This is a genomic window from Arthrobacter bussei (assembly GCF_009377195.2).
Lineage (GTDB): Bacteria > Actinomycetota > Actinomycetes > Actinomycetales > Micrococcaceae > Arthrobacter_D > Arthrobacter_D bussei.
Genome location: NZ_VJXX01000004.1, coordinates 204,578 through 227,898, shown reverse-complemented (window position 1 = coordinate 227,898; position 23,321 = coordinate 204,578). Strand labels below are relative to the sequence as shown.

Below are 23,321 nucleotides of genomic sequence, written 5' to 3'. Positions count from 1 at the left end.
TCCGTCATCCCTTCTCCCTCCTCACGAGGACGCGCCGGCTCAGTACCGTGCGTTCCCTGTCCTTGCCGTGCCCGTCCCGGTGCTGTCCCGGCCCGGAGTCCGGCTGATCCTCCGCCACGAGCGAGTACCGGGCCAGCTGCTCCTGGAACCTGGTCCAGTCGACGGGCTGGTACTCGGCCCAGCTGGCCGACCCCTCGGCTCCCGCGACCCCCACCTCGACGAACGCGCGGCTCCCCGGCGCCGCCAGCAGGTGTTTGACGAGCAGCAGCGTGGTGTCCCAGCCGAGCGGACTCAACGCGTTGAAGAGGTGGTTCGCGAGGACGTGCACGGTGCCGTCGAGCTCGGCGCACCGCTTCCGCAGGTGCAGCGCGTGCCGGGCCATGGTCAGGTTGGCCCGCTCGAACTCGATCGCACCGCCGTCGGGCGCCACGTTCTCCCTCGCCCACGCGAGCGCGGGCCGGCTGTAGTCGACCGCCAGGACGCGGTGCCCGCGCTCGGCCAGGTACCGCGCGTCCGCACCGAGCCCGCAGCCGAGATCCAGGACGGCCGACGACGGCGGGAGTGCGCTCGTCGCCGCGACGGCGAGGCCCGACGGCGCCGTCACCGGGCCGCCCTCGATCTCGGCGCGGTGGTGGTCCTCCCAGTTCTCGCGGTCGACGTCGAAGTGGTTGAGCCACCAGTAGTAGCGGCGGAAGGCCGCGGGCGGCGTGACGAAGGTGAAGGTGGGGTCCGGGACCTCCCAGGACGGCCCGTAGATCGCGGCCAGGAGCTGCTCCGGCTCTGCCGGACCGGGCAGCATCCGCCCGTTGACCGGCAACGGCTTCAGGGGGTGGAGGGTGACACTCTCCGCTCGCTCGCGGGCGTGGAAGGTCCCGTAGAACCAGCCCTCGCACTCGAAGTAGGTGAAGATGTCGAGGTAGAAGTGGTCCGTGATGGTCCCACCGGGGAACATCAGCTGGAGGTGGCCGCTCGAGTGCCGCACCACCTCGTAGCCCTCCTGCACGAGGGTCCGCTCGATGCGGAGGCTCTCGAGCACGACGTCGGACGGGTTCGTGTGGGTGCTCAGGTAGGCGAGGTCGGCGTCGTCGTCGTGCGCCATGATCCGCCCGTTGCGCACCGGACCGAGCAGCGTGCCACCGGTGACGAAGAGGTCGATGCCGGCGGTGCGTCGGAGCACCTGGATGAGGTGCTCCGCCTCGTCGAGGACGTGGTCGATCAGCGCGGCGTCACGGCCCTCGAAGGACCGGGCGATCCGCCCCCACTTGTTCACGACCTGAGGGACGCCCGTGCCCGGCTCGGACAGGTCGAACTCCCCGCCCGCGGCGTCGAACACGGCGGTGCCCGCGGCGATCTCGCGGCCGCCGTGCTCGACTGCCAGGCGGGCCGTGCCCGTCAGGCGCTCCGACAGGGACGGGGGCCACGGGACGGTGAGCGATCCGTCGTCGTCGGACTCCGGTGCGCGGACCGTCCAGATGCGGCGTCCGGCCAGCAGCACGGAGAGCGCGTCACCGCTCGGGACGGGGGCGCCGGTGATCACCAGCCGATCGGTATCGGCTGTCAGGGCGCGCGCGCTCACCGGACACTTTCGAGCTGTGCGGCCAGCGGGTCGACCTGCGGGAGGCGGACATCGAAGACCTGACCCGTGATGTCGGAGGCGAGGACCTGCGCGCTGACGCGGGCGACGTCGGCCGCCTGTACGAGCGTGTGCTCGTCCTCGTGGCCGAAGGCCTTCTCCCGCATCGGCGTGGCGGTGCGGCTCGGGCTGATGCAGTTCACACGGATGGAGTCGCAGCTCCACTCGTCCGCGAGCGCCTGCGTCAGGTTCACGAGCGCCGCCTTCGTGGCCGAGTACACCGTGTACTTGGCGCGGCCGCGCGTGTAGGAGCTCGAGGAGAAGAGCAGCAGCGACCCGTGCGAGTCCGCCAGGTGGGTGTGCGCCTCCTGTGCGACGACGAAGGCCGCCATGAGGTTCACGCCGACGTCGTGCTGGAGCTGTTCGTCGGAGAGGCCCACGAGGTCGCCGATGGTCAGGACCCCCGCGGTCAGGACCACATGGTCGATCCGCCCGTACTGCGCCGCGGCGTCGGCGAGCGCTCGTGACACCGAGGCGCGGTCCTCGACGAAGGTCCCGCTCCCGGTCCTGCTGTGGCAGGCCACGAAGGCGCCCTCCTCCTGGAGCTGCCGGCCGAGTTCTCCGCCGATGCCCGAGCTGCCGCCGAACACGACCACGACCTTCCCGCGCAGGGATGACGCGGGCACCGGGACCGGGTCCACGTGCTGGTGCTTGAGCTGGAAGAGCTTGTCGGCCAGGTGGATGTCGATGGGATGGGTGATCTTGATGTTCGCCTCGTGGCCCGGCACCACGATGATCGGGACGTCCGGACAGTAGGTCAGCACCACCGAGCAGTCGTCGGTCGCCGCGAAATGGGGATCCTTCCGTGCTGCACCATACGCCTCCATGAGCGTGTCCCACCGGAAGGCCTGGGGTGTCTGGCCCCGACGGAGCGACGCGCGAGGGGGGACCGACCGGATGAGATCGTGCTCGTCGACCTCGATGATGGTGTCCGCCGACGGGATACCGGTGTCCACTGCGTCGTAGGTGTCGAGCGCCTCGACGCACGCGCGGATGATGGACGGGTCCAGGAGCGGACGGACGGCGTCGTGGAAGACGACCTTGGATCCCGGCGTCGCGATCTCGCGCAGGGCCAGGTAGGAAGTTTCGTTGCGGTCCCGGCCGCCCGGCAGGAGTCCGGTCAGTTTGGGGAACTTCTCGCGAGTGACGAGGAGCTCCGCGCGGTCCATGGACCCGGGATCCATCATCACGATGATCTCGTCGATGAACGGGCACTGCTGGAAGATGTCGACGGTGTGCTCGAGGCTGGTCCGCCCGGCCACGGGGACCAGTTGCTTCGGGATCTCGAGGCCCATGCGGGTACCCACTCCGCCGGCGAGGACCACGCCGACCGTTCGTCGTCGGGGGCGCTCCTCGCTGCCCGCTGTATGTGTAGCGTCGATTCCGCCGGTGATGGTCGACATTGCCGCCCCCTTCGTCCGTGAGTAGCTCCAAGAATTTAGTAAGCGTACTTACGGCATATTCCGCCGGTCAGGAAAAAATTAAGGTCGCAGTTTCCTTGTGGAGGCGCCGGTCCTTTGCCTAGCGTTCACCCGCCGTTCAGTCCCGAGGTGATCCACGGGCACCCGCGATAGCCTGAACGCATGGCAATACGGGTGCTCGCAGTGGGCCGCAAGCACGAGAGCTGGGTGTCCGAGGGGATCGAGCGGTACGCGAAGCGGCTGAAGAAGCCCTTCGATCTCTCCTGGCAGCTGATCTCCCACTCGGCGCGCGAGAACGACGCCGCCCGCAAGGAGGAGTCCGAGCGGCTGCTCGGCAGGCTCGGCTCGGACTTCGTGATCCTGCTCGACGAGCGCGGTACGGCCGTCGACTCCCCCGCGCTGTCCCGAACCCTCCTCGCACCGCTCGAGACCTCCCGCGGTGTCACGGTCATCATCGGCGGTGCCTACGGTGTCGACCGGCCGGTACACCAGCGGGCCGACTTCGTCTGGTCCCTCTCCCCGCTCGTCTTCCCGCACCAGCTCGTCCGGCTGATCCTCGCGGAGCAGGTGTACCGCGCGCAGGAGATCGCAGGCGGACGGTCCTACCACCACGAGTGAAGGCCGTTCCGGTAACAATCGCACCACGCCCCGCCCGCGCCGTCGGCGGCTGCCGCACCCGGACGTAGGGTGAGGGAATGACTACTCTGCTGGGGAGCAAGCGTTGGATCGCGGCCGTGATGGCCGCTGGAGCACTGACGGCGGTGAGCGGCTGCACCGCCTCCGGGTCCGACGACGGCGGGACGGCGGCGACGTCCGCCGGAACCGCGAGCGCGTCCTCCACCCCTTCCGCCGCCCCGACCACTGCACCGTCCACTGCACCGTCCGCCGCACCGGGTCCCACGGGAACCGCCTCCGCGACGCCGTCGGCCTCCGCTGCCCCTGGCGGCGCCGCGTCGCCGTCCGCGTCAGCGAGCCCCTCGGCCTCCGTGCCGACCGCCGGCGGTCCCTGCACGGCGGCGCAGCTGACCGGCGCGGTGGAGGACCAGCTCGGTGGCGGTGCCGCGGGCAGCGTCTACCGCACCCTCGTCCTCACAAATGCGTCCGGCCACGAGTGCACCGTCCAGGGGTACCCGGGAGTCTCCTACGTGGACGCGGCGGGCACGCAGATCGGAGCCCCCGCGGAGCGGGACGGGACGGCGGCCGCCGCCGTCACCCTCGCGCCGGGAGCCTCGGCGAGCACCACCCTCCAGCAGACCACCGCCGAGAACTACGGCGCGGACTGCGGCATCACGCAGGCCGCGGGTGTCCGCGTGTACCCCCCGGGCGCGACCGACTCGCTCGTCCTGCCGCAGGACATCGCGGCGTGCTCGGCCGGTTCGATCGTGCTCATGCGGGTGGGAACCCTGCAGCCCGTTTCCTAGCTGCTGCAGGCGGGCCGTCCCGGGGGCCGTCCGTCGGCTGCTGCCGGCCCGTCTCCCGCAGGCGCCACGCCGCGAACCCGATGAGCGCGGCGGTCGACAGGGCGAGGACCAGCGTCACCCACGACCGGCCGGCGACGATCGACGCGAGCCCGAGGAGGGCCGTGGCCACGCCGGCAGTCACCATGACGCGCCCCCGCTCCAGCAGCCCGTACACCGCGAGGCCGATCCCCAGGACCACCCACGCGCCCAGGCCGTGGAACGCCGCCACGGCCCCGCCGAGCAGCGCCCCGAGCTCGACCACGACGGCAAGGACCAGGTAGGCGCCCGTCCGGGCGCTGATCGCCGGCGGATGACGGACGAGCCAGGGTGCCGTCACGAGGACGAGCACGAGCGTGCTCACGACGAAGTAGGCCGCGATCCGGCCGGTGTCGCCGTCGACCACGACCGCGGCGACCGCCCCGCCGAGGAAGAGCACGCCGATCGCGGCCACCGGCACCCAGTTGTTGGACACGTGTCCGGCGATTCCCGGTCGCTGCACCATGCCTGCTCCGGCCGTCATGCCCTGCTCCCGTCAGCCGTTCCGTCCAGCCCTTGGTCGAAACCTACTGCGCTCCACCCCCGTTCGGCGGCAGCCCTGCGGTGCGGCGGACGGAGCATCCGCGGAAGGACCGAGTGTCGGTGCGCTGGGGCATGATGATGGGGTGACGACGCCGGTGCTGACGAGGTTCACCCCCGCGACCCATGAGTGGTTCGCCGGGGCCTTCGCTGAGCCCACGCCGGCGCAGGAGGGCGCGTGGTCCGCGATCTCCGCGGGCTCCAACGCCCTCGTCGTCGCCCCGACCGGCTCGGGCAAGACCCTCGCCGCGTTCCTCTGGGCCCTGGACCGGCTCATCGCCTCGGGCGAGGGGAGCGGCGATGCCGACGAGGACGTCCCCGAGGTGCCGGCGAAGGGCCGTAAAGCCCCGCCGAAGAAGCCGAAGCGCACCACGCGCGTCCTCTACATCTCACCCCTGAAGGCGCTCGGCGTCGATGTCGAGCGGAACCTCCGCGCGCCCCTGATCGGCATCACGCAGACCGCGAAGCGCCTCGGGCTGCCCGCTCCGAGCATCACGGTGGGCGTCCGCTCCGGCGACACGCCGCAGGCCGAGCGGCGGGCCATGCTGACCCGGCCGCCGGACATCCTCATCACCACGCCCGAGTCACTGTTCCTGATGCTGACGTCGAAGGCGCGGGAGACGCTCATGGAGGTGGACACCGTCATCATCGACGAGGTCCACGCCGTCGCCGGCACCAAGCGCGGCGCGCACCTCGCCGTGTCCCTCGCCCGTCTCGACGCCCTGCTGGACAAGCCCGTGCAGCGCATCGGCCTGTCCGCCACCGTGGAGCCGAAGGAGACGGTGGCGCGCTTCCTCTCCGGGAACGCACCGGTGGAGATCGTCGCACCGCCGTCGAAGAAGCAGTGGGACCTGACCGTCACCGTCCCGGTGGAGGACATGACGGAACTCGGCGGGGCCGTGGCCCCGGGCGACGACGACGGCGACGCCGTGCCCCAGGCCAGCATCTGGCCGCACGTCGAGGAGAAGATCGTCGATCTGATCGGCCAGAACCGGTCCACGATCGTGTTCGCCAACTCGCGGCGGCTCGCCGAGCGCCTCACCGCGCGGCTCAACGAGATCCACGCGGAGCGCCTCGAGCGTGATGCCGTGTGGGCGGCCGTCGGCGACCCCGACGCCCCTGACGCCCCCGGAGCGACGGCGGCATCCTCCTCCGCCCAGCCCTATGCCCATACGACCGCGACCCCCGCACAGATGATGGCGCAGGCCAGCCAGAGCACCGGCGCCGAACCGCTGCTGGCACGCGCCCACCACGGCTCGGTGTCGAAGGACCAGCGCGCCCTCATCGAGGACGACCTCAAGTCGGGGCGCCTGCGCTGCGTGGTCGCGACGAGCTCCCTGGAACTCGGGATCGACATGGGCGCGGTGGACCTCGTGGTGCAGGTCGAGTCGCCGCACTCCGTGGCGAGCGGTCTGCAGCGTGTCGGGCGCGCGGGACACCAGGTGGGCGAGGTGTCGCAGGGCGTCCTGTTCCCCAAGCACCGCGGGGACCTCGTCAACACGACCGTGACGGTGGAGCGCATGCTCGCCGGGAAGATCGAGCCCCTGTACATCCCCACCAATCCCCTGGACATCCTGGCCCAGCAGACCGTCGCGGCGGCAGCGCTGGGCACCATCGACGTCGAGGAGTGGTTCGACGTCGTCCGCGCATCGGCGCCGTTCGCCACCCTCCCGCGCTCGGCCTTCGACGCGACCCTCGACCTCCTCGCCGGCCGGTACCCCTCCGACGAGTTCGCCGAGCTCCGGCCCCGCATCATCTGGGACCGCGTCGAGGGAACCATCACGGGCAAGCCCGGAGCACAGCGCCTCGCCGTCACCTCCGGCGGCACCATCCCCGACCGCGGGCTCTTCGGCGTCTTCCTCGTGGGCTCCGAGGGCGAGGGACCCCGCGCGGGCGGGCGCCGCGTCGGCGAACTCGACGAGGAGATGGTCTACGAGTCCCGCGTGGGAGACGTCTTCGCGCTCGGTGCCACGAGCTGGCGCATCGAGGAGATCACGCATGACCGCGTGCTCGTGTCCCCGGCGTTCGGTCAGCCGGGCAAGCTGCCCTTCTGGAAGGGCGACTCCCTCGGACGGCCGGTGGAACTGGGCCGAGCCCTCGGCGCCTTCAACCGGGAGATGTCCGGGAGCACGCCCGAGAAGGCGCAGGAACGGTGCGAGAGGATCGGCCTCGACGCATGGGCGGCGGGGAACCTCATCACCTACCTGACCGAGCAGCGCGAGGCCACCGAGGTGGTCCCGAACGACCGCACGCTCGTCGTCGAGCGTTTCCACGACGAGCTCGGCGACTGGCGCGTGGTGCTCCACAGCCCGTTCGGCATGCCCGTGCACGCCCCGTGGGCCCTCGCCGTCGGCGCACGGCTCGAGCAGCGGTACGGCATGGACGGGTCCGCCATGGCCTCCGACGACGGCATCGTGCTGCGGGTGCCGCTCATGGACGACGAACCACCCGGAGCCGATCTCTTCCTGTTCGACGCGGAGGAGCTGGACGGGATCGTGACCGCAGAGGTGGGCGGCTCCGCACTCTTCGCCTCGCGGTTCAGGGAGTGTGCCGCGCGGGCCCTGCTCCTGCCGCGCCAGAACCCGAGCAAGCGCACCCCGCTGTGGCAGCAGCGCCAGCGTTCCGCCCAGCTGCTCGACGTCGCCAAGAAGTACCCGACCTTCCCGATCGTGCTCGAGACCGTGCGCGAGTGCCTGCAGGACGTCTACGACCTCCCGGCGCTGAAGGACCTCGCCGCATCGCTGGAGCGCCGGGAACTGCGGATCGTCGAGGTCACCACGCAGCAGCCCTCGCCGTTCGCCCGGTCCATGCTCTTCGGCTACGTCGCCTCGTTCCTCTACGAGGGAGACTCGCCGCTCGCCGAACGACGGGCCGCGGCGTTGTCCCTCGACCCGACCCTCCTCAACGAACTGCTGGGCCGCGCGGAACTGCGCGAACTGCTCGACGCCCGGGTCATCGCCGAGACGGAGCTGGAGCTGCAGCGCCTGAAGGCGGACCGGCGGGTCCGCGGGCTCGAGGGCGTCGCCGACCTGATCCGCATCCTCGGGCCCCTCACGGTCGGTGAGATCGCCGAGCGGCTCGACGCGCCCGCCGACACCACCGCACCGGCCGACGGTGCCGGAGCCACTGCGATTCGTGACGACGCCGGCGTCGTTGCCCGCCCCGGCGTCGGCGACGCCACCGCCGGTGACGCCACCACGGCGGGCGGCTCGGGCGAGGACGCACCGCTCCGCGGTACCGCATCGGTGGACCTCGTCCGGCAGCACGTCGCCGTCCTCGTCAAGGCCAATCGCGCGCTCACCGTGAACATCGCCGGAGTAGAGCGGATCTCCGCCGTCGAGGACGCCGCTCGTCTGCGCGACGCCATCGGCGTACCCCTGCCGATGGGCATCCCGCTGGCGTTCATCGAGCCGGTCGCGGATCCGCTCGGCGACCTCGTGGGCCGCTACGCCCGCACGCACGGTCCGTTCACCGCCGCCGAGGCGGCAGCCCAGCTGGGCCTCGGTGTCGCCGTCGTCACGGGATCCCTGCAGCGCCTCGCCGGCGCCGGGCGCGTGGTCGAGGGGGAGTTCCGGCCCGCGGAATCGGTCCCCGTCCTCGACATCTCCGCGGACTCGGGCGCCGCTCCGGGCACCATCACCCTCCACGCGCCGGCCTCCAGCGAGTGGTGCGACGTCGAGGTGCTGCGCCGCCTCCGCCGCCGGTCGCTCGCGGCGCTGCGCCAGGAGGTCGAGCCCGTCGACCCGACCGCCTACGGCAGGTTCCTCCCCGCCTGGCAGCACATCGGGTCGGGTCTGCGGGGACTCGACGGCGTGGTCACCGTGATCGACCAGCTCTCCGGCGTCCCGATCCCCGCCTCGGCGTGGGAGCCCCTGATCCTCGCCCAGCGCGTGGCGAACTACACCCCGGCGATGCTCGACGAGCTGACCGCGACGGGCGAGGTGGTGTGGTCGGGGGCCGGGTCGCTCGCCGGGAACGACGGCTGGATCGCCCTGCACCTGGCCGAGAACGCCCCGCTCACGCTGCGCCCCGATCCGGCCTTCGAGCCCACGTCGCTGCACTCCGCGCTGCTGGATCTGCTGGCCGGTGGCGGCGGGTACTTCCTCCGGCAGCTGACCAACCTGCTCGATGTCCAGGAGGTCACCTCGGACACCGCCGTCGTCACCGCGCTCTGGGACCTCGTATGGGCGGGCCGCATCAGCAATGACACTTTCACGCCGGTGCGCTCGCTGCTGGCCAACGGGAAGACGGCCCACAAGCAACGCCCCGTTCCGGCACGCGCCCGCACCTCGCGGGCCGGACGGCTCGGCCGCGCCCCGGGGAAGTCCCTGACCGGCGCGTCGATGCGCCTCAGTGCCGCAGCCGACGACGGCGGGGCGGGCGGCTACCAGCGGCCCACTCCTCCCCTGGCCGCGGGACGCTGGAACATGCTGCCCGCGGTGGAGGCCGAGACGACGCTCCACGCGCACGCCACCGCCGAGCTCCTGCTCGACCGTTACGGCGTGGTCACGCGCGGCGCCGTCGGCAACGAGGGCATCCCGGGCGGATTCGGCCTCATGTACAAGGTGCTGGCGCGGCTCGAGGAGATGGGCCGGTGCCGCCGCGGCTACTTCATCGAGCACCTCGGGGCGGCGCAGTTCGCCGTGCCGGCGACGGTGGACCGCCTACGGTCCTTCAGCGCCGACAACCAGCTGCCCACGGCCCAGGACGTCCTCGGTGGTGAGGCCGCGCCCTTGAACGCCGTCGCCCTGGCCGCCACGGATCCGGCGAACCCCTACGGGGCGGCCCTCAGCTGGCCGCAGGCGGAGGGCGGGCACCGAGCCGGGCGGAAGGCCGGCGCGCTGGTGGTGCTCGTGGACGGAGCCCTGGCCCTGTATGTCGAACGGGGCGGCAAGACCCTCCTGACGTTCACCGAGGATGCGCTCGTCCTCCGTGCCGCGGCGCTGGCCCTCGTGCTGATCATCCGGCGCGGCGCCGCGGACAAGATGGCGCTCGAGAAGGTGAACGGCGGCGAGATCCTCGACACGGACATCGGACGCGCGCTCGCCGATGCCGGGTTCTACACCACACCGAAGGGACTGAGGATCCGTGCCTGAGGGGGACACCGTCTGGCGGGCGGCCCGTGAACTGCACCGGGCGCTCGCGGGCCGGGTGCTGACGCGCTGCGACGTCCGGGTGCCGAAGTTCGCCACCGTCGATTTCACGGGGGACACCGTGCAGGAGGCCGTGGCCCGCGGGAAGCACCTGCTGATCCGTGGCGGCGGGGACGACGGCTGGGACATCCACTCCCACCTGAAGATGGAGGGGCTCTGGCACGTCTACGCGCACGGCGAGAAGTGGCGACGCCCTGCCTTCAAGGCGCGGTGCATCCTCGAGACGGAGGACGCCGTCGTCGTCGGCTTCGAACTCGGCTTTCTGCGGGTGATCTCGCGTGCGGAGGAGGACGACGCCGTGGGGTACCTCGGACCGGACCTCCTCGGGCCGGACTGGGATCCGGACGAAGCGATTCGGCGGCTCCGCGACCAGCCCGAGCGGCCCATCGGGCTCGCCCTCCTCGACCAGCGGAACCTCGCCGGGATCGGCAACGTCTACCGGTGCGAGCTGTGCTTCCTCGCAGGGGTGCATCCGCTGACCCCCGTGGGCGAGGTACCCAACCTGCCGCGCATGGTCGAGCTGTCCAAGAAGCTGCTGGAGGCGAACAAGGCCCGCAGCACCCGGGCGACCACGGGCCAGCTCCGCGGCAACACGCTCTGGGTCTACGGCCGGTCCCGTCGCGGGTGCCTGCGCTGCGGCACACCCGTGGCGCTGGAACAGCTCGGGGACAAGGAGACCGAACTCCGCGAGCTGTACTACTGCCCGCACTGCCAGCCCCGGGTGGAAGCACCCGCGGGAGCGGCACTACCCTGACGGGATGAGTCACCACCGGATGGACCACCACGGGCAGGTCACGCCCTGATGGCGATGCGCTCACCCCTGCCCGTGCGCAACGGCGTCAATGCCACGCGGCTGCGGCTCCCGGCGGAGGGCCCGTGGGAGACGGCCCTCGAGTACATCCTCGACCGCTTCGACCACGTGGACCCCGACGGCATCGGCGAGCGCTTCGACCGCGGCGAGGTCGTGGCGCTCGGAGGCGAGGTGCTGACGAGGACCACACCGCTCGGTGAGCACACCTTCGTCTGGTACTACCGCGAACTGCCCGTCGAGGAACGTCTCCCGGTCGAGCTGTCGATCCTCCACCAGGACGAGCGGCTGCTCGTCGTCGACAAACCACACTTCCTGCCGACCACCCCCGGCGGCATGTACGTGGCGGAATCGGCCCTGGTCCGCCTCCGGGTGGAGCTCGGCCTACCGGACCTGATCCCCATGCACCGCCTGGACAGGATGACGGCGGGTGTCCTGATGTTCGCCGTCGACCCCGCGACACGGGGCGCCTACCAGTTGCTGTTCGAGAACCGGCGCATCAGCAAGGAATACCGGGCCGTCGCGCCCGTCCGCCCGGAACTGGGCCTTGACACGGCGCCGCTGGACGTCCGGAGCAGGATCGTGAAGTCGCGCACCTACCTCCTGGCGCAGGAGGTGGAGGGACCCGCGAACACGCACACGACCGTCAGCCTCCTGGACGAGCGGGCGGGGCGCGGGCTGTACCGCTTGCAGCCGCACACGGGCAAGACGCACCAGCTCCGGCTGCACATGGCCTCCCTCGGGCTCGGGATCATCAACGACCCGTTCTACCCTGTGCTGCATCCGCAGGCCCCGGACGACTACGCCCGGCCCCTGCAACTCCTCGCCCACAGCATCGCGTTCACCGATCCGGTGGACGGCACCGAGCGGACCTACGCGTCACGCCTGGCACTCGCCGAATTCGCCTGACCGCCATGGTCCGGGCACGAGACGGCCGTCCACGCAGGGGTGCTGGACGGTAGATTTGCAGGGTGGACCTGCCCGGCACGGACATCCCAGCACCGCTCTACCTCCTCGTCATGTTCGCCGTGATCGTCGTGGACGTGATCCTCCCCGTCGTGCCCTCGGAGCTCCTCGTCATCGGCGCCGGCACGATGTCGGCGCACGGCATGCTCCTCCTCCCGTTCGCGGTCGTCGTGGCCTTCGCCGGGAGCTGGGTGGGCGACGTTGCCCTCTTCCTGCTCTTCCGCCGCAGGCTGACGCACTTCCTCGACCGGTTCCGCTGGGGACGATCCATCCACCGCGGGCTGCGCAACGCCATCGAGAAGGCCGGCAGCTCCCCCACGTACGCGGCCGTCGTCGCGGTCCGGTTCCTCCCGGGCGGCCGCACGGCCAGCGTGGCGGTCGCCGGGATCGCCGAGCTGCCCCTGCGCCCGTTCATGCTCGCTGCCGCCGGCGGCGGCCTGCTGTGGACGGCCTGGCTCGTGGGCCTCGGGTTCGTGGCAGGAGCGTCCACCGGCCTGCCCGCAGGGGTGAGCGCCCTGCTCGGAATGGCGGTCGGTACGCTGGTGGGAGCCATCACGGCGGCAATCCTCGCCCTGAAGAAACACCGGAAGGCCAAAACGACGCATGAGCACCCCGAGAAACCCGGGTCCGACGCTCCCTGAGAAGCCGGCGGGGCCGCCGAGGATCGCGCAGGGAAGCCCCGCGCCCGAGCTGCCCTCGGACACCGCGAGCGTCCTCGAACGGCTCAAGGCAGCGCGGCCCCGGGTCGTTCCCGCGACGAGCGAGGATTCCCCGGCTCCACGGTCCGCAGGCCCCGAACCCGCAAAGGGCACGTCGGCGACGGCCGGCGCAGGAACCGTGGAGTCCACACGCTCCGGCTCCGACACCGCTGCCACTGCCGACAAGGCCGACAAGGCCGACAAGGCCGACAACGCCGGCAAAGCCGACAACGCCGACAGGTCCGGCAGGTCCGGCAGGCCCGGCAGGTCCGGCAGGCCCGGCAGGTCCGGCAGATCCGACAAGGCCGACATGGCCGACATGGAGGAGGCGCGGGTCCCGGCGGACACGAGCGCCACGGTCAGCATGTCCTCCACCGCCGCAGGCGAACGGCGGCGGGTCGCGGCAGCGAAGGCACGGGTTGCGGCGGAGAGGGCCCGCCGTGCCGCAGGGGTGACCGGAAGGACGATCGGTCGCGGAAGCGTCGCTACCGGTAGGGCGATCAGCCAGGGCAGCGCCACTGCCGGCAAGGCCATCGGCCGCGGCAGCAGCGCCGCAGGAATGGCGATCGCCGGAGGAAGCAGCGCCGCAGGGAAGGCGATCAGCCGCGGCGGAACCGCGACGATCCGCCACATCGGGGGGTGGGACGCCGACGTCGTCCGGCAGGCAGCCGTGACGCTCTGCGCGATCGCCTGCATCCTGGGTTCGGCGGCAGGGGTCGGCGCCTTCGGGGGCCCGTCGATCAGGGATGCGGCAGGTGGCCTGTTCTCCCCGGACGCGACGCTCCTGGCGCCGTCGTCGTCCGCCTTCTCGATCTGGAGCGTGATCTACGCAGGGCTCGTGGCCTACACGGTGTACCAGTGGTTCCCGTCGCAGCGGCGCACCGGACGGCAACGGCGCCTCGGCTGGACCGTCGCGGCCTCGATGCTGCTGAACCTCGCATGGATCCTGAGTGCCCAGGCCGGCGGGCTCACGGTGAGCCTCATCGTCATCATGCTGCTGTTCTTCACGCTCCTGGCAGCCGTGCGCACCCTGAACTCCCATCCCACCCAGACACGGGTGGAGGGTGCGCTCGTGGACGCGCCGATCGGCCTGTACCTCGGCTGGGTGCTGCTGGCGGCCGGAGCGAACGCAGCGGCATTCTTCACCGCCGGACGCTTCGACCTCTTCGAGTGGCAGGGCACCACCTGGGCGATCGTCGGTATCGCAGCGATCCTCCTGACGGCGGCCGTCATCTGCTCCACCGATCGCGGCCGGCTGTCGGTCGCCGCGGCCACGTCATGGGGTCTCCTGTGGATCGCCGTCGAGCGGGCACTGGGTGAGCCGGCCTCGCTGGCCGTGGCACTCGCCGCGGCCCTCGCGATCTTCCTGCTCCTCATCACCGCGGGTTCCCGCCGGCACCGCGTCGATCACGCCTACCGACGCTGGCTGCGGGCGGAGGAGGACGCCCTCCGCGAACCGATCGACCTGCTGGGCGACGACGACTACGAGGACTCGCGCTCCTAGGACGCGAGCCTTCCCCGACCGTGGACCACTCCCACGCCCGGGGGGGTGTGACCGGGCACGTCCGGCTAGTCACACGAGCGCGATCTCACCGCAGGACAGGCGGCCCTTGCGCACCTGAGGCGCCGCCCCCGACGGGTACGACGCCTCGACCGGCTACCTCGGGATGCCGGCGCGGCTACTCCTGGCCCTGATCGCCGACGGTGACGGCGATCTTGCCGCGGACATGGCCGTCCATGCTGCTGCGGAAGGCATCGGCGGCCCGCTCGAGCGGGAAGCTCTCCGCGAGCACCGGCGTGACGCTGCCCGCCTCGACGAGTTCGGTCAGGGCGAGGAGATCCGCCGGGTTCGGGCGGACGAAAATGTAGCGCCCGCCCCGGTCCTTGACCTCGGCGTCGGCGACGGAGGCGATCCGCTCCGGTGACTTCAGGTGCTCCAGGGAGGCGACCCAGTCCTCACCGCCCACGAAGTCGACGACGGCGTCGAGCCCCTCCGGCGCTGCCTCGGCGAGGCGCTCCGCGAGCCCTTCCCCGTAGGTCAACGGCTCCGCACCCAGGGAACGCAGGAACTCGTGGTTCTTCTCGGACGCGGTGGCCAGCACCCGGGCGCCCCACGCCGTCGCGATCTGGATGGCATAGGTTCCCACGCCACCGGCGCCGTTGTGCACCAGGACGGTGTCACCCTCCCCGACGCCGACGGCTTGCAGCGACTGGTAGGCGGTGAGCCCGGCCAGCGGCATGGTCGCCGCCTCCGCCCAGGAGATGTTCCTCGGCTTGCGGGCGAGCGTCCGCACCGGAGCGGCGACCTGCTCGGCGAAGGTGCCCAGCCCCACGGTGTCCATGCGGACGTACCCGATCACCTCGTCACCGGTCTCGAACTCGGTGACGGACGGTCCGGGCTGCACCACGACGCCGGCCACATCCCACCCCGGGATCACGGGGAAGGAGGTGGGCAGGGCCGCATCCAGATACCCGGCGGTGATCTTCCAGTCCACGGGGTTCACCGATGAGGCCCGCACGTCGACGAGCACCGAGTCCGGCCCCACCTTCGGGTCCGGCTGCTCGCCGTACTGCAGGACGTCGGGATCGCCGTACTTCTCGTAAAAGACTGCCTTCATGGTGCTCCTCCTGCTCGTCCGGTCGCTGCCGGCGGTGTTCGGGTTCCACTGGCGGCAACCGGCCACTCCCTGCCCCTATTCCGTCGAGCACGCTGTTCCGGTCGACGAGCGCAGGAGAACCAGGGACGCGTAGGCACCGGCGGACGCCCACCCACCGGCAGAGGCGCACCCGCCGGAGATGCAGGACGAGTAGGCACCGGCGAAGGCGCACGCGCCGGAGACGCAGGGACGCGTAGGCACCGGCGAAGGCGCACGCGCCGGAGACGCAGGGACGCGTAGGCACCGGTAGAGGCGCGCCGCGCCGCGGTCAGCCCGTGTTGCGCATCCCCGCGGCCACGCCGTTGATGGTGATGAGCATGGCTCGCTGGAGCCGACCGTCGGGCTGTCCGCCGTCGGCCTCCGCCCGCACGCGGCGCAGCAGCTCGACCTGCAGGTAGGAGATCGGGTCGAGATACTGGTCGCGCACGGCGAGGGACCGCTTGAGCACCGGCTGGTCGTCGAGGAGCTCCTGCTCCCCCGTGAGGTGCCGGATCTCGGCGAGCGTCAGCTCGTACTCCGCCCGGATCACGCCGAAGAGGTGCTGGAGTTCCGCCGGGACCAGCGCCTCCACGTAGTGCGCGGCGATCTCCAGGTCGGTCTTCGCGAGGGTCATCTCGACGTTGGAGACCACGGTGCGGAAGAAGTGCCAGCGCTCCAGCATCTCGGACAGCAGGCCTTCATGGCCCGCCTCGCGGGCGGCACGCAGGCCGGAGCCGACGCCGAACCAGCCCGGGACGATCTGCCGGGACTGCGTCCAGCCGAACACCCACGGGATGGCACGGAGACCGCCGAGACCGCTGCCGGAGTCAGGACGCTTGGACGGACGCGAGCCGATGTTCAGCGAGCCCAGTTGCTCCACCGGCGTCGAGGCGAGGAAGTACGCGGGCAGGTCCTGGTGGTCGATCAACCCGCGGTACCGCGCGAAGGCGGCGTCGGACACGGTCTCCATGACGTCGGCCCACCGCCCGCGATCGTCCTCGGACGTGCGCGGTGTGCGGTGCAGCGCGGAGCCCTGCATCACAGCGGCGAGGGAGAGTTCGAGGTTCTCGCGGGCCAGCGCCGGCAGCGAGTACTTGTCGCTGATGACCTCGCCCTGCTCCGTGAACTTGATCTCGCCCTCGAGGACGCCGTTCGGCTGCGCGAGGATGGCGTCGTACGTGGGACCGCCACCACGGCCCACCGATCCGCCTCGCCCGTGGAAGAGGCGGAGGCGGACGCCGTGCTTCGCTGCGACGTCGCGCAGGCGCCGCTGGGTCTTGTGGATCTCCCAGAGGCTGGTCAGCACCCCGGACTCCTTGTTGGAGTCGGAGTACCCGAGCATGACCTCCTGCAGGTCACCCCGCAGGCGGACCACCTCGCGGTAGGTCGGATCGGACAGCAGGGTGTCCACGATCTCGGCGGAGACGCGCAGCTCGTCCACGGTCTCCAGCAGCGGCGCGAAGCCGATCTTCGCGAACGCGCCCGAGTCCGGTCCGCCGGACCCGTCCCCGACGACGTCGACCAGTCCTGCCTCGCGTGCGAGCACCACGGGCGCCAGGACGTCGTCGGCCCCACGGGTCATGGACACGATGTAGGTCTCGATGACGTCGGGGCCGTAGGTGCGCAGCGCCGAGGCGATCTCACGGAAGACGTCGAAGGTTCGGCGTGCGCCGTCGTCGAGCGGTGGGTTGACCGTCGCGAGCGGACGCCGGGAGGCGAGTTCGCGGGACAGCGCCCGGAGGCGGCCCGCACGGTCGAGCTCCAGATAGGGCACATCCAGTTCGCCCAACCGGTCGGTCAGCTGCGCGACGACGTCGTGGTGCATGTCGGCGTGCTCACGGATGTCGAGTGTGGCGAGGTGGAGGCCCACCGAGGAGATGACGCGCGACGCCGTGGCGAGGGCGCCGTCGGCCGCCAGGCCCGCCGCGTGCTCCCGCAGCGAGTCCCCCACGAGCGCGAGGTCCGCGAGGACCTGCGCGGTATCGACGTAGTCGCGCCCCGGTTCGTGCGCCGTCTGGTTCTGCACCCGGGCCGCGGTGTTGAGCAGCTTGGCCTTCACGCAGGTGAGCTTCAGCCGGTAGGGCTCCTGCGCGTTCAGTTCCAGGACGCGCTTGTCGAGCCGCGGGAGGTTCGCGAGGTCGCGCTCGATGGACGCGGTCAGGTCCCCGGACACTCCGACGATCGCCGTGGACGAGGACAGCGAGGAGATGAGCCGGTCGATGAAGTGGATGGAGATACGGACGGCCTGCTGGTTCTGGATCTGGAGGATCTCGCGGGTCACCGCAGCCGTGACGTTCGGATTGCCGTCGCGGTCCCCACCGATCCACGAGCCGAATCGCAGCGGCGCCCCGGCGGCCGGCAGGGTGACGCCGTGCTGCGCCAGGAGGTCCGAGAGGTCCTCGAGCAGTTCGGGCATGGAGGTCGTGAGGATGTCCCCCAGGTAGTACATGGCGTTGCGCGCCTCGTCGATGGGCGTGGGCCGCACCTGCCGCAGCTCGTCGGTCTGCCAGATCAGGTCGATCACCTCGGCGAGCCGCCGGTCCTGCCGCCGGCGCTGCTGCGAGCCCTCCACCGCGGTCTCCGCGAGGACGTCGGAAAGGCGCCGGAGCTTGTCGAGCACGGAGCGCCGCGAGGCCTCGGTGGGGTGTGCCGTGAAGACGGGGCGGACGTCCAGTTCCTGCACGACGGCGGCGAGCGCTTCCGGGCCGGCGTCGGAGGCGATGCGAGAGACCGTCTGCGCCAGCCAGCCGTCCTCCTCCGACCGTGTGCGGAACCCCCGTACACGGTGCACCTGCTCGGCCGCGTTGGCGAGGTGGAAGTAGGCGGCGAAGGCGCGCACCAGCTCCGTGGCCCGGTCGATCGGCAGGGCCGCGAGGAGGTCGCGTACCTGCGCCGCGAGCGCGGCCCGCTCCCCGGCGTCGTCCACGGTGCCGGACTCCTTCGACTGCTTGGTGAGCAGCCGGACGCGCTCCACGAGATCGAGCAGCTCCTGGCCGTGCTGCCGGACGAGCGATTCGCCGAGCAGGGTGCTGACCCGGCGCACGTCGGCGCGGAGATCGTGGCTGATGTCGCCGTCGGCCGCACCGAACGGATCGGTGGCACGCACGGAGGACACTTCGAGGGGCACTGTCACGACAGCCTGCTTTCAGGGCACGGAAAACGAGGCGTATGCGGCACTGGATACGACGGATTGCTGTTGGGATCCTACCCAGAGATGTGGCGTGCGCCTCACCACGTCCGTCATGTGACCTCCGGAGCCACCCCGCCGCCGCTTCGTGCACGGGGTCGACTGCCTCAGGGTCCCGTTCTCCGGCGTGTCGCCGCCCGACACGCGCCCGGCATCCGGAAGCCCGTGCAGGACGCCGCATCCGGGCCGGGACGCGCCCGCGCCCGGAAGCGCGTGCAGGACGCCGCATCCGGGCCGGGACGCGCCCCTGGACGAGCCCAGCGACGTCAGGCGAAGGCCGAGATCCCCGTCAGCGCCCGCCCGACGATCAGGCTGTTGATCTCGTAGGAGCCCTCGTAGGTGTAGACGGCCTCGGCATCCGCGAAGATCTTCGCCATCCCGTAGTCCGTCACGATCCCGTTCCCGCCGAGGATCCCGCGCCCGAGGGCCACGGTCTCCCGCATGCGCGCCGTCGTGAAGGACTTGGCGAAGGCGGCCTGCGGCATGTCCGATGCGCCCTGCTCCTGCAGCTGGGCGATGTGCGCCATGACACCGAGGCAGGCGGTCGTGTTACCCATCATGGTGACGAGCTGGTCCTGGACGAGCTGGAAGCCCGCGATCGGCCTGCCGAACTGGTGGCGCTCCACGGCGTACTGCCGGGCGACGTCGAACGCGGCCAGTTGCTGGCCCACGGCCTGCCAGCCGACGAGGATGCGGGAGCCGAGCAGGAGCTGCCGGGTGTCGTTGAAGGTCTCGATGCCGGCGAAGCGGTCGGACTCGCCCACCCGCACGTCGGTGAGGGTGATGTCGGCGTTCTGGACGGTGCGCAGGGCCGTCTTGTTGGCGATGGTGGTGCGGGTGACGCCGGGCAGCGTGGCGTCGAGGATGAAGCCGCGCACTCCCCCGGTCTCCGTGTCCCGGGCCCAGAGCAGCATGTAGTCACAGAACGTGCCGTTGCCGATCCACCGCTTGGCGCCGTTGAGGATCCAGGAGTCGCCGTCGCGGGTGGCCGTGGTGGCCATGCCGCCGGCGACGTCGGACCCGTGCAGGGGTTCCGTCAGGGCGAACGCGCCGGTGATCCTCAGGTCCATCGCGTCCTGCAGCAGCCGGGCCTTCTGCTCCTCGCTGCCGAACATGTGCAGGGCTTCGACGAAGAGGTCGTGGTGCACCATGAAGAATGTGGCAATCGAGGTGTCGGCCCGCGTCATCTCGGCGATCACGAGCCCACTGAACAGATGGCTGTAGCCCTGCTGCACCGGTGTGCTGAGGTTCAGGCCCGCGAGCTTCGGCAGGATCTCGTGCGGGAACTCGGCCCTGTTCCACCATTCGGCGCACCGCGGGGCGACCTCCTTGGCCAGGAAGTCACGGACGTCCTGGAGCTTCTCGCGCTCGTGACCGGCGAGGAGGGATTCGAAACCGAGGAAATCGGCGGTGGGAAGCTGGCTCTCCATCGAGCCGTCCTTTCAATCGAGCTGAGACCGGGAGAACCTGGTGCGGCTACTTGGGCGCCATGCGGATGGCACCGTCGAGGCGGATCGTCTCGCCGTTGAGCATCTGGTTCTCGATGATGTGTGCTGCGAGCGCCGCGTACTCGACGGGCTTGCCGAGACGGGACGGGTGCGGCACCTGGGCGCCCAATGAATCCTGGGCCTCCTGGGGCAGGCCCGCCATCATGGGCGTCTCGAAGATGCCGGGGGCGATGGTGACCACGCGGATGAGCGACCGCGCGAGTTCACGCGCGATCGGGAGCGTCATGGCTGCGACCCCGCCCTTCGACGCGGCGTAGGCGGGCTGGCCGATCTGCCCGTCGAAGGCGGCGACCGACGCAGTGTTGATGATGACCCCTCGCTCGTCCGAGCCGCCGGTACCGGTGACGGTCGCCGTCCGGGCCATGGCGTCCGCGGCGAGGCGGATGACGTTGAAGGTGCCGACGAGGTTGACGGTGATGACGCGGGTGAACTGCTCGAGCGGCAGGACGCCGTCGCGCCCGAGGACCTTGCCCGGCGTCGCGATCCCCGCGCAGTTGACCACGATGCGCAGCGGGCCGAGGCCCACGGCGACGTCGACGGCCGCCTGCACCTGAGCGGCGTCGGCGACATCGGCGGGGGTGAACCTGACCCGCTCGCCCGAGGGGTCGAGGGTACGCGCTGCGTCGGCTCCGGCGGACTGCGGGAGGTCCACGAGGACCACCGAGGCGCCGTCGTCGACCAGCCGCCGGGCGGTGGCGAGGCCGAGTCCCGACGCACCTCCGGTGACGAGTGCCACCGATCCCCTGATGTCCATGCCGACCCTTCCGCCCGGGAGGACCGCCGTTGGTCCGTCCTCGCGCCCAGCGTACTGTGACGTGGCCCACTGCGCACCCGGCAGGGAATCCATTGCGCATCCTGCCCAGCGCCGGGCGACGCCGACGTGGCTAGGGTGGTCACATGCCCATCCCCGACGACGCCGCTTCGATCACTGCGGCCGGCGTGCGGCAGCTCTTCGCGCGGCGCAGCCTGCACGTCCCCGGTACCCGGCTCGGCTCCATCGCCTTCCCGCCACCGACGAGCGCCCGCAGCCACTGGCACTACTGGTGGCAGGCCCACTTCCTGGACTGCCTCCTCGACGAGCACCTCCGGACCTCCGGCGCAGGCGACGGCGATGGCGACGGCGCAGGTGACAGCGCAGGTGACGGCACCGGTGCGCTGCCCGAGGCCCGAAAGCTGGCACGCGGCATCTGGCTCCGCAACGGCGGCCGCTGGCGGAACTCCTACTACGACGACATGGCATGGCTGGCGCTCGCTCTCCAGCGCCTCGACGCCGTCGAGGCGCGACGCCGGCCACGGCGTCGGGTGCGGATCCTCGGCGCCGCACTGCGCTCGGCCCACACCGCCGAGCTCGGCGGCGGGGTCTACTGGAACACCACGCGGGACTACAAGAACACGCCCAGCACGGCGCCGGCGGCGGTGTTCTTCGCCCGGGCCGGTGACACCGCGCGGGCGCAGGACCTGCTCGACTGGCTCCGCGACCGCCTGTTCGACGAGGACAGCGGGCTCTTCCTGGACGGGGTCAAGGCCGACGGGCGTGTGGACCGGGGCCTCCACACGTACAACCAGGGCACGGTGCTCGGCGCGCTGATCGAGGTCGGAGGGGCGGACAATCTCTCCACCGCCGCGGATCTCGTCGGTGCCATCGCGCGCGGTGTGGCCGACGACGACGGCGTGCTGCCGCTGGCCGCGGGCGGTGACGCCGGCCTGTTCACCGGCATCCTCGCCCGGTACCTCGCCGAGGCGGCGGTCGCCGGCATCGGCCCTGTCGCGTCGGCGACGGCCCAGCGGCTGCTCGACGCGACGGCGGAGCACCTGTGGGACGGCCGGCTGAGCGCAGGGGGGACGCTGATCTTCCCGCCGGTGCAGAACGGCCCGGTCAGCCTGTCGTCCCAACTGCAGGCGTGGATGGTGCTCGAGGCGCGGTCCGCGGCCGGGTCCACCGGAACCGCCCGGGCCTGACCGGCTGCGCACCGGCCCCGGCGGTGCAAGACTGCTGGGATGGAGACCTCAGCGCGCGCCCATGACCTCGTCCTTTTCGGTGCGACCGGCTTCGTCGGCGAACTGATCGCCGGCTACCTCGCGGACCACGCCCCGGCGGATCTTCGGGTGGGACTCGCCGGCAGGTCGAGGAAGAAACTCGAGGCGGTGCGGTCCAGGCTGCCCGCCGCCGCACGGGGCTGGTCCCTCATCGAGGCCGACACGGAGCACCCCGACTCGCTCGCGTCGCTGGCCGCGGGGACCCGCGTGCTCTTCACCACGGTGGGCCCCTACGCGAAGTACGGGCTGCCGGTCGTCGAGGCCTGCGCCCGCGCCGGCACCCACTACGGGGATCTCACGGGCGAGTCGTCCTTCGTCCGCGAGGCCATCGACCGATGCGACGAGATCGCGCGGACGACCGGCGCGCGGATCGTCCATGCCTGCGGGTACGATTCTGTCCCCTCCGATCTGGCGGTACTCCTCCTGCATCAGGCTGCGGAGGCCGACGGCGCAGGCGGTCTGACCGAGGTCCAGCTCGTCGCGACCGCCAGGGGCGGTTTCAGCGGGGGCACGGTCGACTCGATGCGTGGCCAGCTGGACGGCATGCGGTCGGACCCCGTGCAGCGGTCGCTGGCGGCGGATCCCTTCTCCCTCAGCCCGGACCGGTCCGCCGAGCCCTCGACCCGGCAGCCGCGGGACCTGGGCTGGGTCGGCCGGGCGGCGGACGGCCGGCGGACGGCGCCCTTCGTCATGGCGTCCGCGAACACGCGGATCGTGCGCCGCAGCAATGCGCTGCAGGGCTGGGCGTACGGCCGGTCCCTGCGCTACGGCGAGGTCATGGGGACAGGCCGTGGAGTGAAGGGCACGGTGATGGCGGGGGCGACCGCACTCGGTCTGCGGGCGTTCGGTGCCGCGCTCGCCCTCCCACCCACGCGGAAGATCCTCGACCGGGTCCTTCCGGCGCCAGGAGCCGGACCGGGTGAGGCTGCACGGCAGGCCGGCTGGTTCCGCTCCCAGGTGACCGCGGCCACGGAGAGTGGCCGGCGTTACCGGGCCACCGCCTCGGGCCCCGGCGATCCGGGGTACGCCGCCACGGCGGTGATGGCCGGCGAGACGGCGCTCTCACTGGCCCTCGACGTCGAGAACCTCCCGGGTGCCACCGGTTCCCTCACCCCGGCGACCGCCCTCGGGAACGTCCTGGTGGAACGGTTGAGGGCGGCCGGGCACACCTACGAGGTCACACCCCTGGACTGACGGTGCTCCGGGCGCGGCGCCGTCGGTCGGTGCGCCCCGGACGA

At 71.5% G+C, this 23,321-nt stretch carries 16 protein-coding genes; 9 read left to right on the top strand and 7 right to left on the bottom strand.

The genetic code is table 11. The features are described 5' to 3' along the window. Nucleotides 1–4 precede the first annotated feature (4 nt). The gene (locus FNH21_RS17145; protein WP_152816336.1) at nt 5–1,576 is read right to left on the bottom strand and encodes a methyltransferase domain-containing protein; all 1,572 of its coding nucleotides are present in this window, start codon (nt 1,574–1,576) and stop codon (nt 5–7) included. After that, on the bottom strand, nt 1,573–3,036 hold the full coding sequence (locus FNH21_RS12985) for a bifunctional cytidylyltransferase/SDR family oxidoreductase (RefSeq protein WP_152816334.1): 1,464 nt from the start codon (nt 3,034–3,036) through the stop codon (nt 1,573–1,575). The genes FNH21_RS17145 and FNH21_RS12985 overlap by 4 nt, the downstream gene beginning before the upstream one ends. 180 nt (nt 3,037–3,216) lie before the next feature. Here FNH21_RS12985 and FNH21_RS12980 point away from each other — a divergent pair, with 180 nt between their 5' ends. Further along, complete coding sequence (locus FNH21_RS12980; protein WP_152816332.1) at nt 3,217–3,672, top strand: 23S rRNA (pseudouridine(1915)-N(3))-methyltransferase RlmH; 456 nt, start codon at nt 3,217–3,219, stop codon at nt 3,670–3,672. A 77-nt stretch (nt 3,673–3,749) separates the two neighbouring features. Further along, entirely contained in the window at nt 3,750–4,475 is a 726-nt protein-coding gene (locus tag FNH21_RS12975; protein ID WP_152816330.1) for a DUF4232 domain-containing protein, read from the top strand. Here FNH21_RS12975 and FNH21_RS12970 read toward each other — a convergent pair. Then, complete coding sequence (locus FNH21_RS12970) at nt 4,441–5,034, bottom strand: hypothetical protein (RefSeq protein WP_152816328.1); 594 nt, start codon at nt 5,032–5,034, stop codon at nt 4,441–4,443. The two genes, FNH21_RS12975 and FNH21_RS12970, sit on opposite strands and share 35 nt — an antisense overlap. Between FNH21_RS12970 and FNH21_RS12965 the strand changes: the two genes are divergently transcribed. The 5 genes from FNH21_RS12965 (at nt 5,015) to FNH21_RS12945 (ending at nt 14,219) form a co-directional block, all read left to right on the top strand. Continuing rightward, a complete protein-coding gene (locus FNH21_RS12965) occupies nt 5,015–10,186 on the top strand; it encodes an Lhr family ATP-dependent helicase (protein WP_422108778.1) in 5,172 nt (1,723 codons plus the stop codon). The two genes, FNH21_RS12970 and FNH21_RS12965, sit on opposite strands and share 20 nt — an antisense overlap. Beyond that, the gene (locus tag FNH21_RS12960) at nt 10,179–10,997 is read left to right on the top strand and encodes a DNA-formamidopyrimidine glycosylase family protein (RefSeq protein ID WP_191931952.1); all 819 of its coding nucleotides are present in this window, start codon (nt 10,179–10,181) and stop codon (nt 10,995–10,997) included. Before FNH21_RS12965 ends, FNH21_RS12960 begins: the two co-directional genes overlap by 8 nt. Nucleotides 10,998–11,051: 54 nt before the next feature. Continuing rightward, nucleotides 11,052–11,960, top strand: coding sequence for a pseudouridine synthase (locus tag FNH21_RS12955; protein WP_152816485.1), 909 nt, complete (start codon nt 11,052–11,054; stop codon nt 11,958–11,960). Between the two features lie 62 nt (nt 11,961–12,022). Beyond that, nucleotides 12,023–12,658, top strand: coding sequence for a VTT domain-containing protein (locus FNH21_RS12950; RefSeq protein WP_152816326.1), 636 nt, complete (start codon nt 12,023–12,025; stop codon nt 12,656–12,658). Continuing rightward, nucleotides 12,621–14,219 (top strand): TspO/MBR family protein, encoded by a 1,599-nt coding sequence (locus FNH21_RS12945; RefSeq protein WP_191931951.1) that lies wholly within the window; start codon nt 12,621–12,623, stop codon nt 14,217–14,219. Before FNH21_RS12950 ends, FNH21_RS12945 begins: the two co-directional genes overlap by 38 nt. Before the next feature lie 175 nt (nt 14,220–14,394). Here FNH21_RS12945 and FNH21_RS12940 read toward each other — a convergent pair whose 3' ends face one another. The 4 genes from FNH21_RS12940 to FNH21_RS12925 form a co-directional block, all read right to left on the bottom strand. Beyond that, nucleotides 14,395–15,333, bottom strand: coding sequence for an NADP-dependent oxidoreductase (locus FNH21_RS12940; RefSeq protein WP_152816324.1), 939 nt, complete (start codon nt 15,331–15,333; stop codon nt 14,395–14,397). 307 nt (nt 15,334–15,640) lie between these two features. After that, entirely contained in the window at nt 15,641–18,466 is a 2,826-nt protein-coding gene (ppc, locus tag FNH21_RS12935; RefSeq protein WP_422108781.1) for a phosphoenolpyruvate carboxylase, read from the bottom strand. A gap of 338 nt (nt 18,467–18,804) precedes the next feature. After that, complete coding sequence (locus tag FNH21_RS12930) at nt 18,805–19,968, bottom strand: acyl-CoA dehydrogenase family protein (RefSeq protein WP_152816322.1); 1,164 nt, start codon at nt 19,966–19,968, stop codon at nt 18,805–18,807. A 46-nt stretch (nt 19,969–20,014) separates the two neighbouring features. Beyond that, a complete protein-coding gene (locus tag FNH21_RS12925) occupies nt 20,015–20,800 on the bottom strand; it encodes an SDR family NAD(P)-dependent oxidoreductase (protein WP_152816320.1) in 786 nt (261 codons plus the stop codon). 143 nt (nt 20,801–20,943) lie between these two features. On the opposite strand from FNH21_RS12925, the gene FNH21_RS12920 reads away from it, so the two are divergent. Both FNH21_RS12920 and FNH21_RS12915 read left to right on the top strand, forming a co-directional pair. Beyond that, a complete protein-coding gene (locus tag FNH21_RS12920) occupies nt 20,944–22,005 on the top strand; it encodes a glycoside hydrolase family 76 protein (RefSeq protein ID WP_152816318.1) in 1,062 nt (353 codons plus the stop codon). A gap of 39 nt (nt 22,006–22,044) precedes the next feature. Continuing rightward, the gene (locus FNH21_RS12915; RefSeq protein WP_152816315.1) at nt 22,045–23,277 is read left to right on the top strand and encodes a saccharopine dehydrogenase family protein; all 1,233 of its coding nucleotides are present in this window, start codon (nt 22,045–22,047) and stop codon (nt 23,275–23,277) included. Nucleotides 23,278–23,321: the final 44 nt, after the last annotated feature.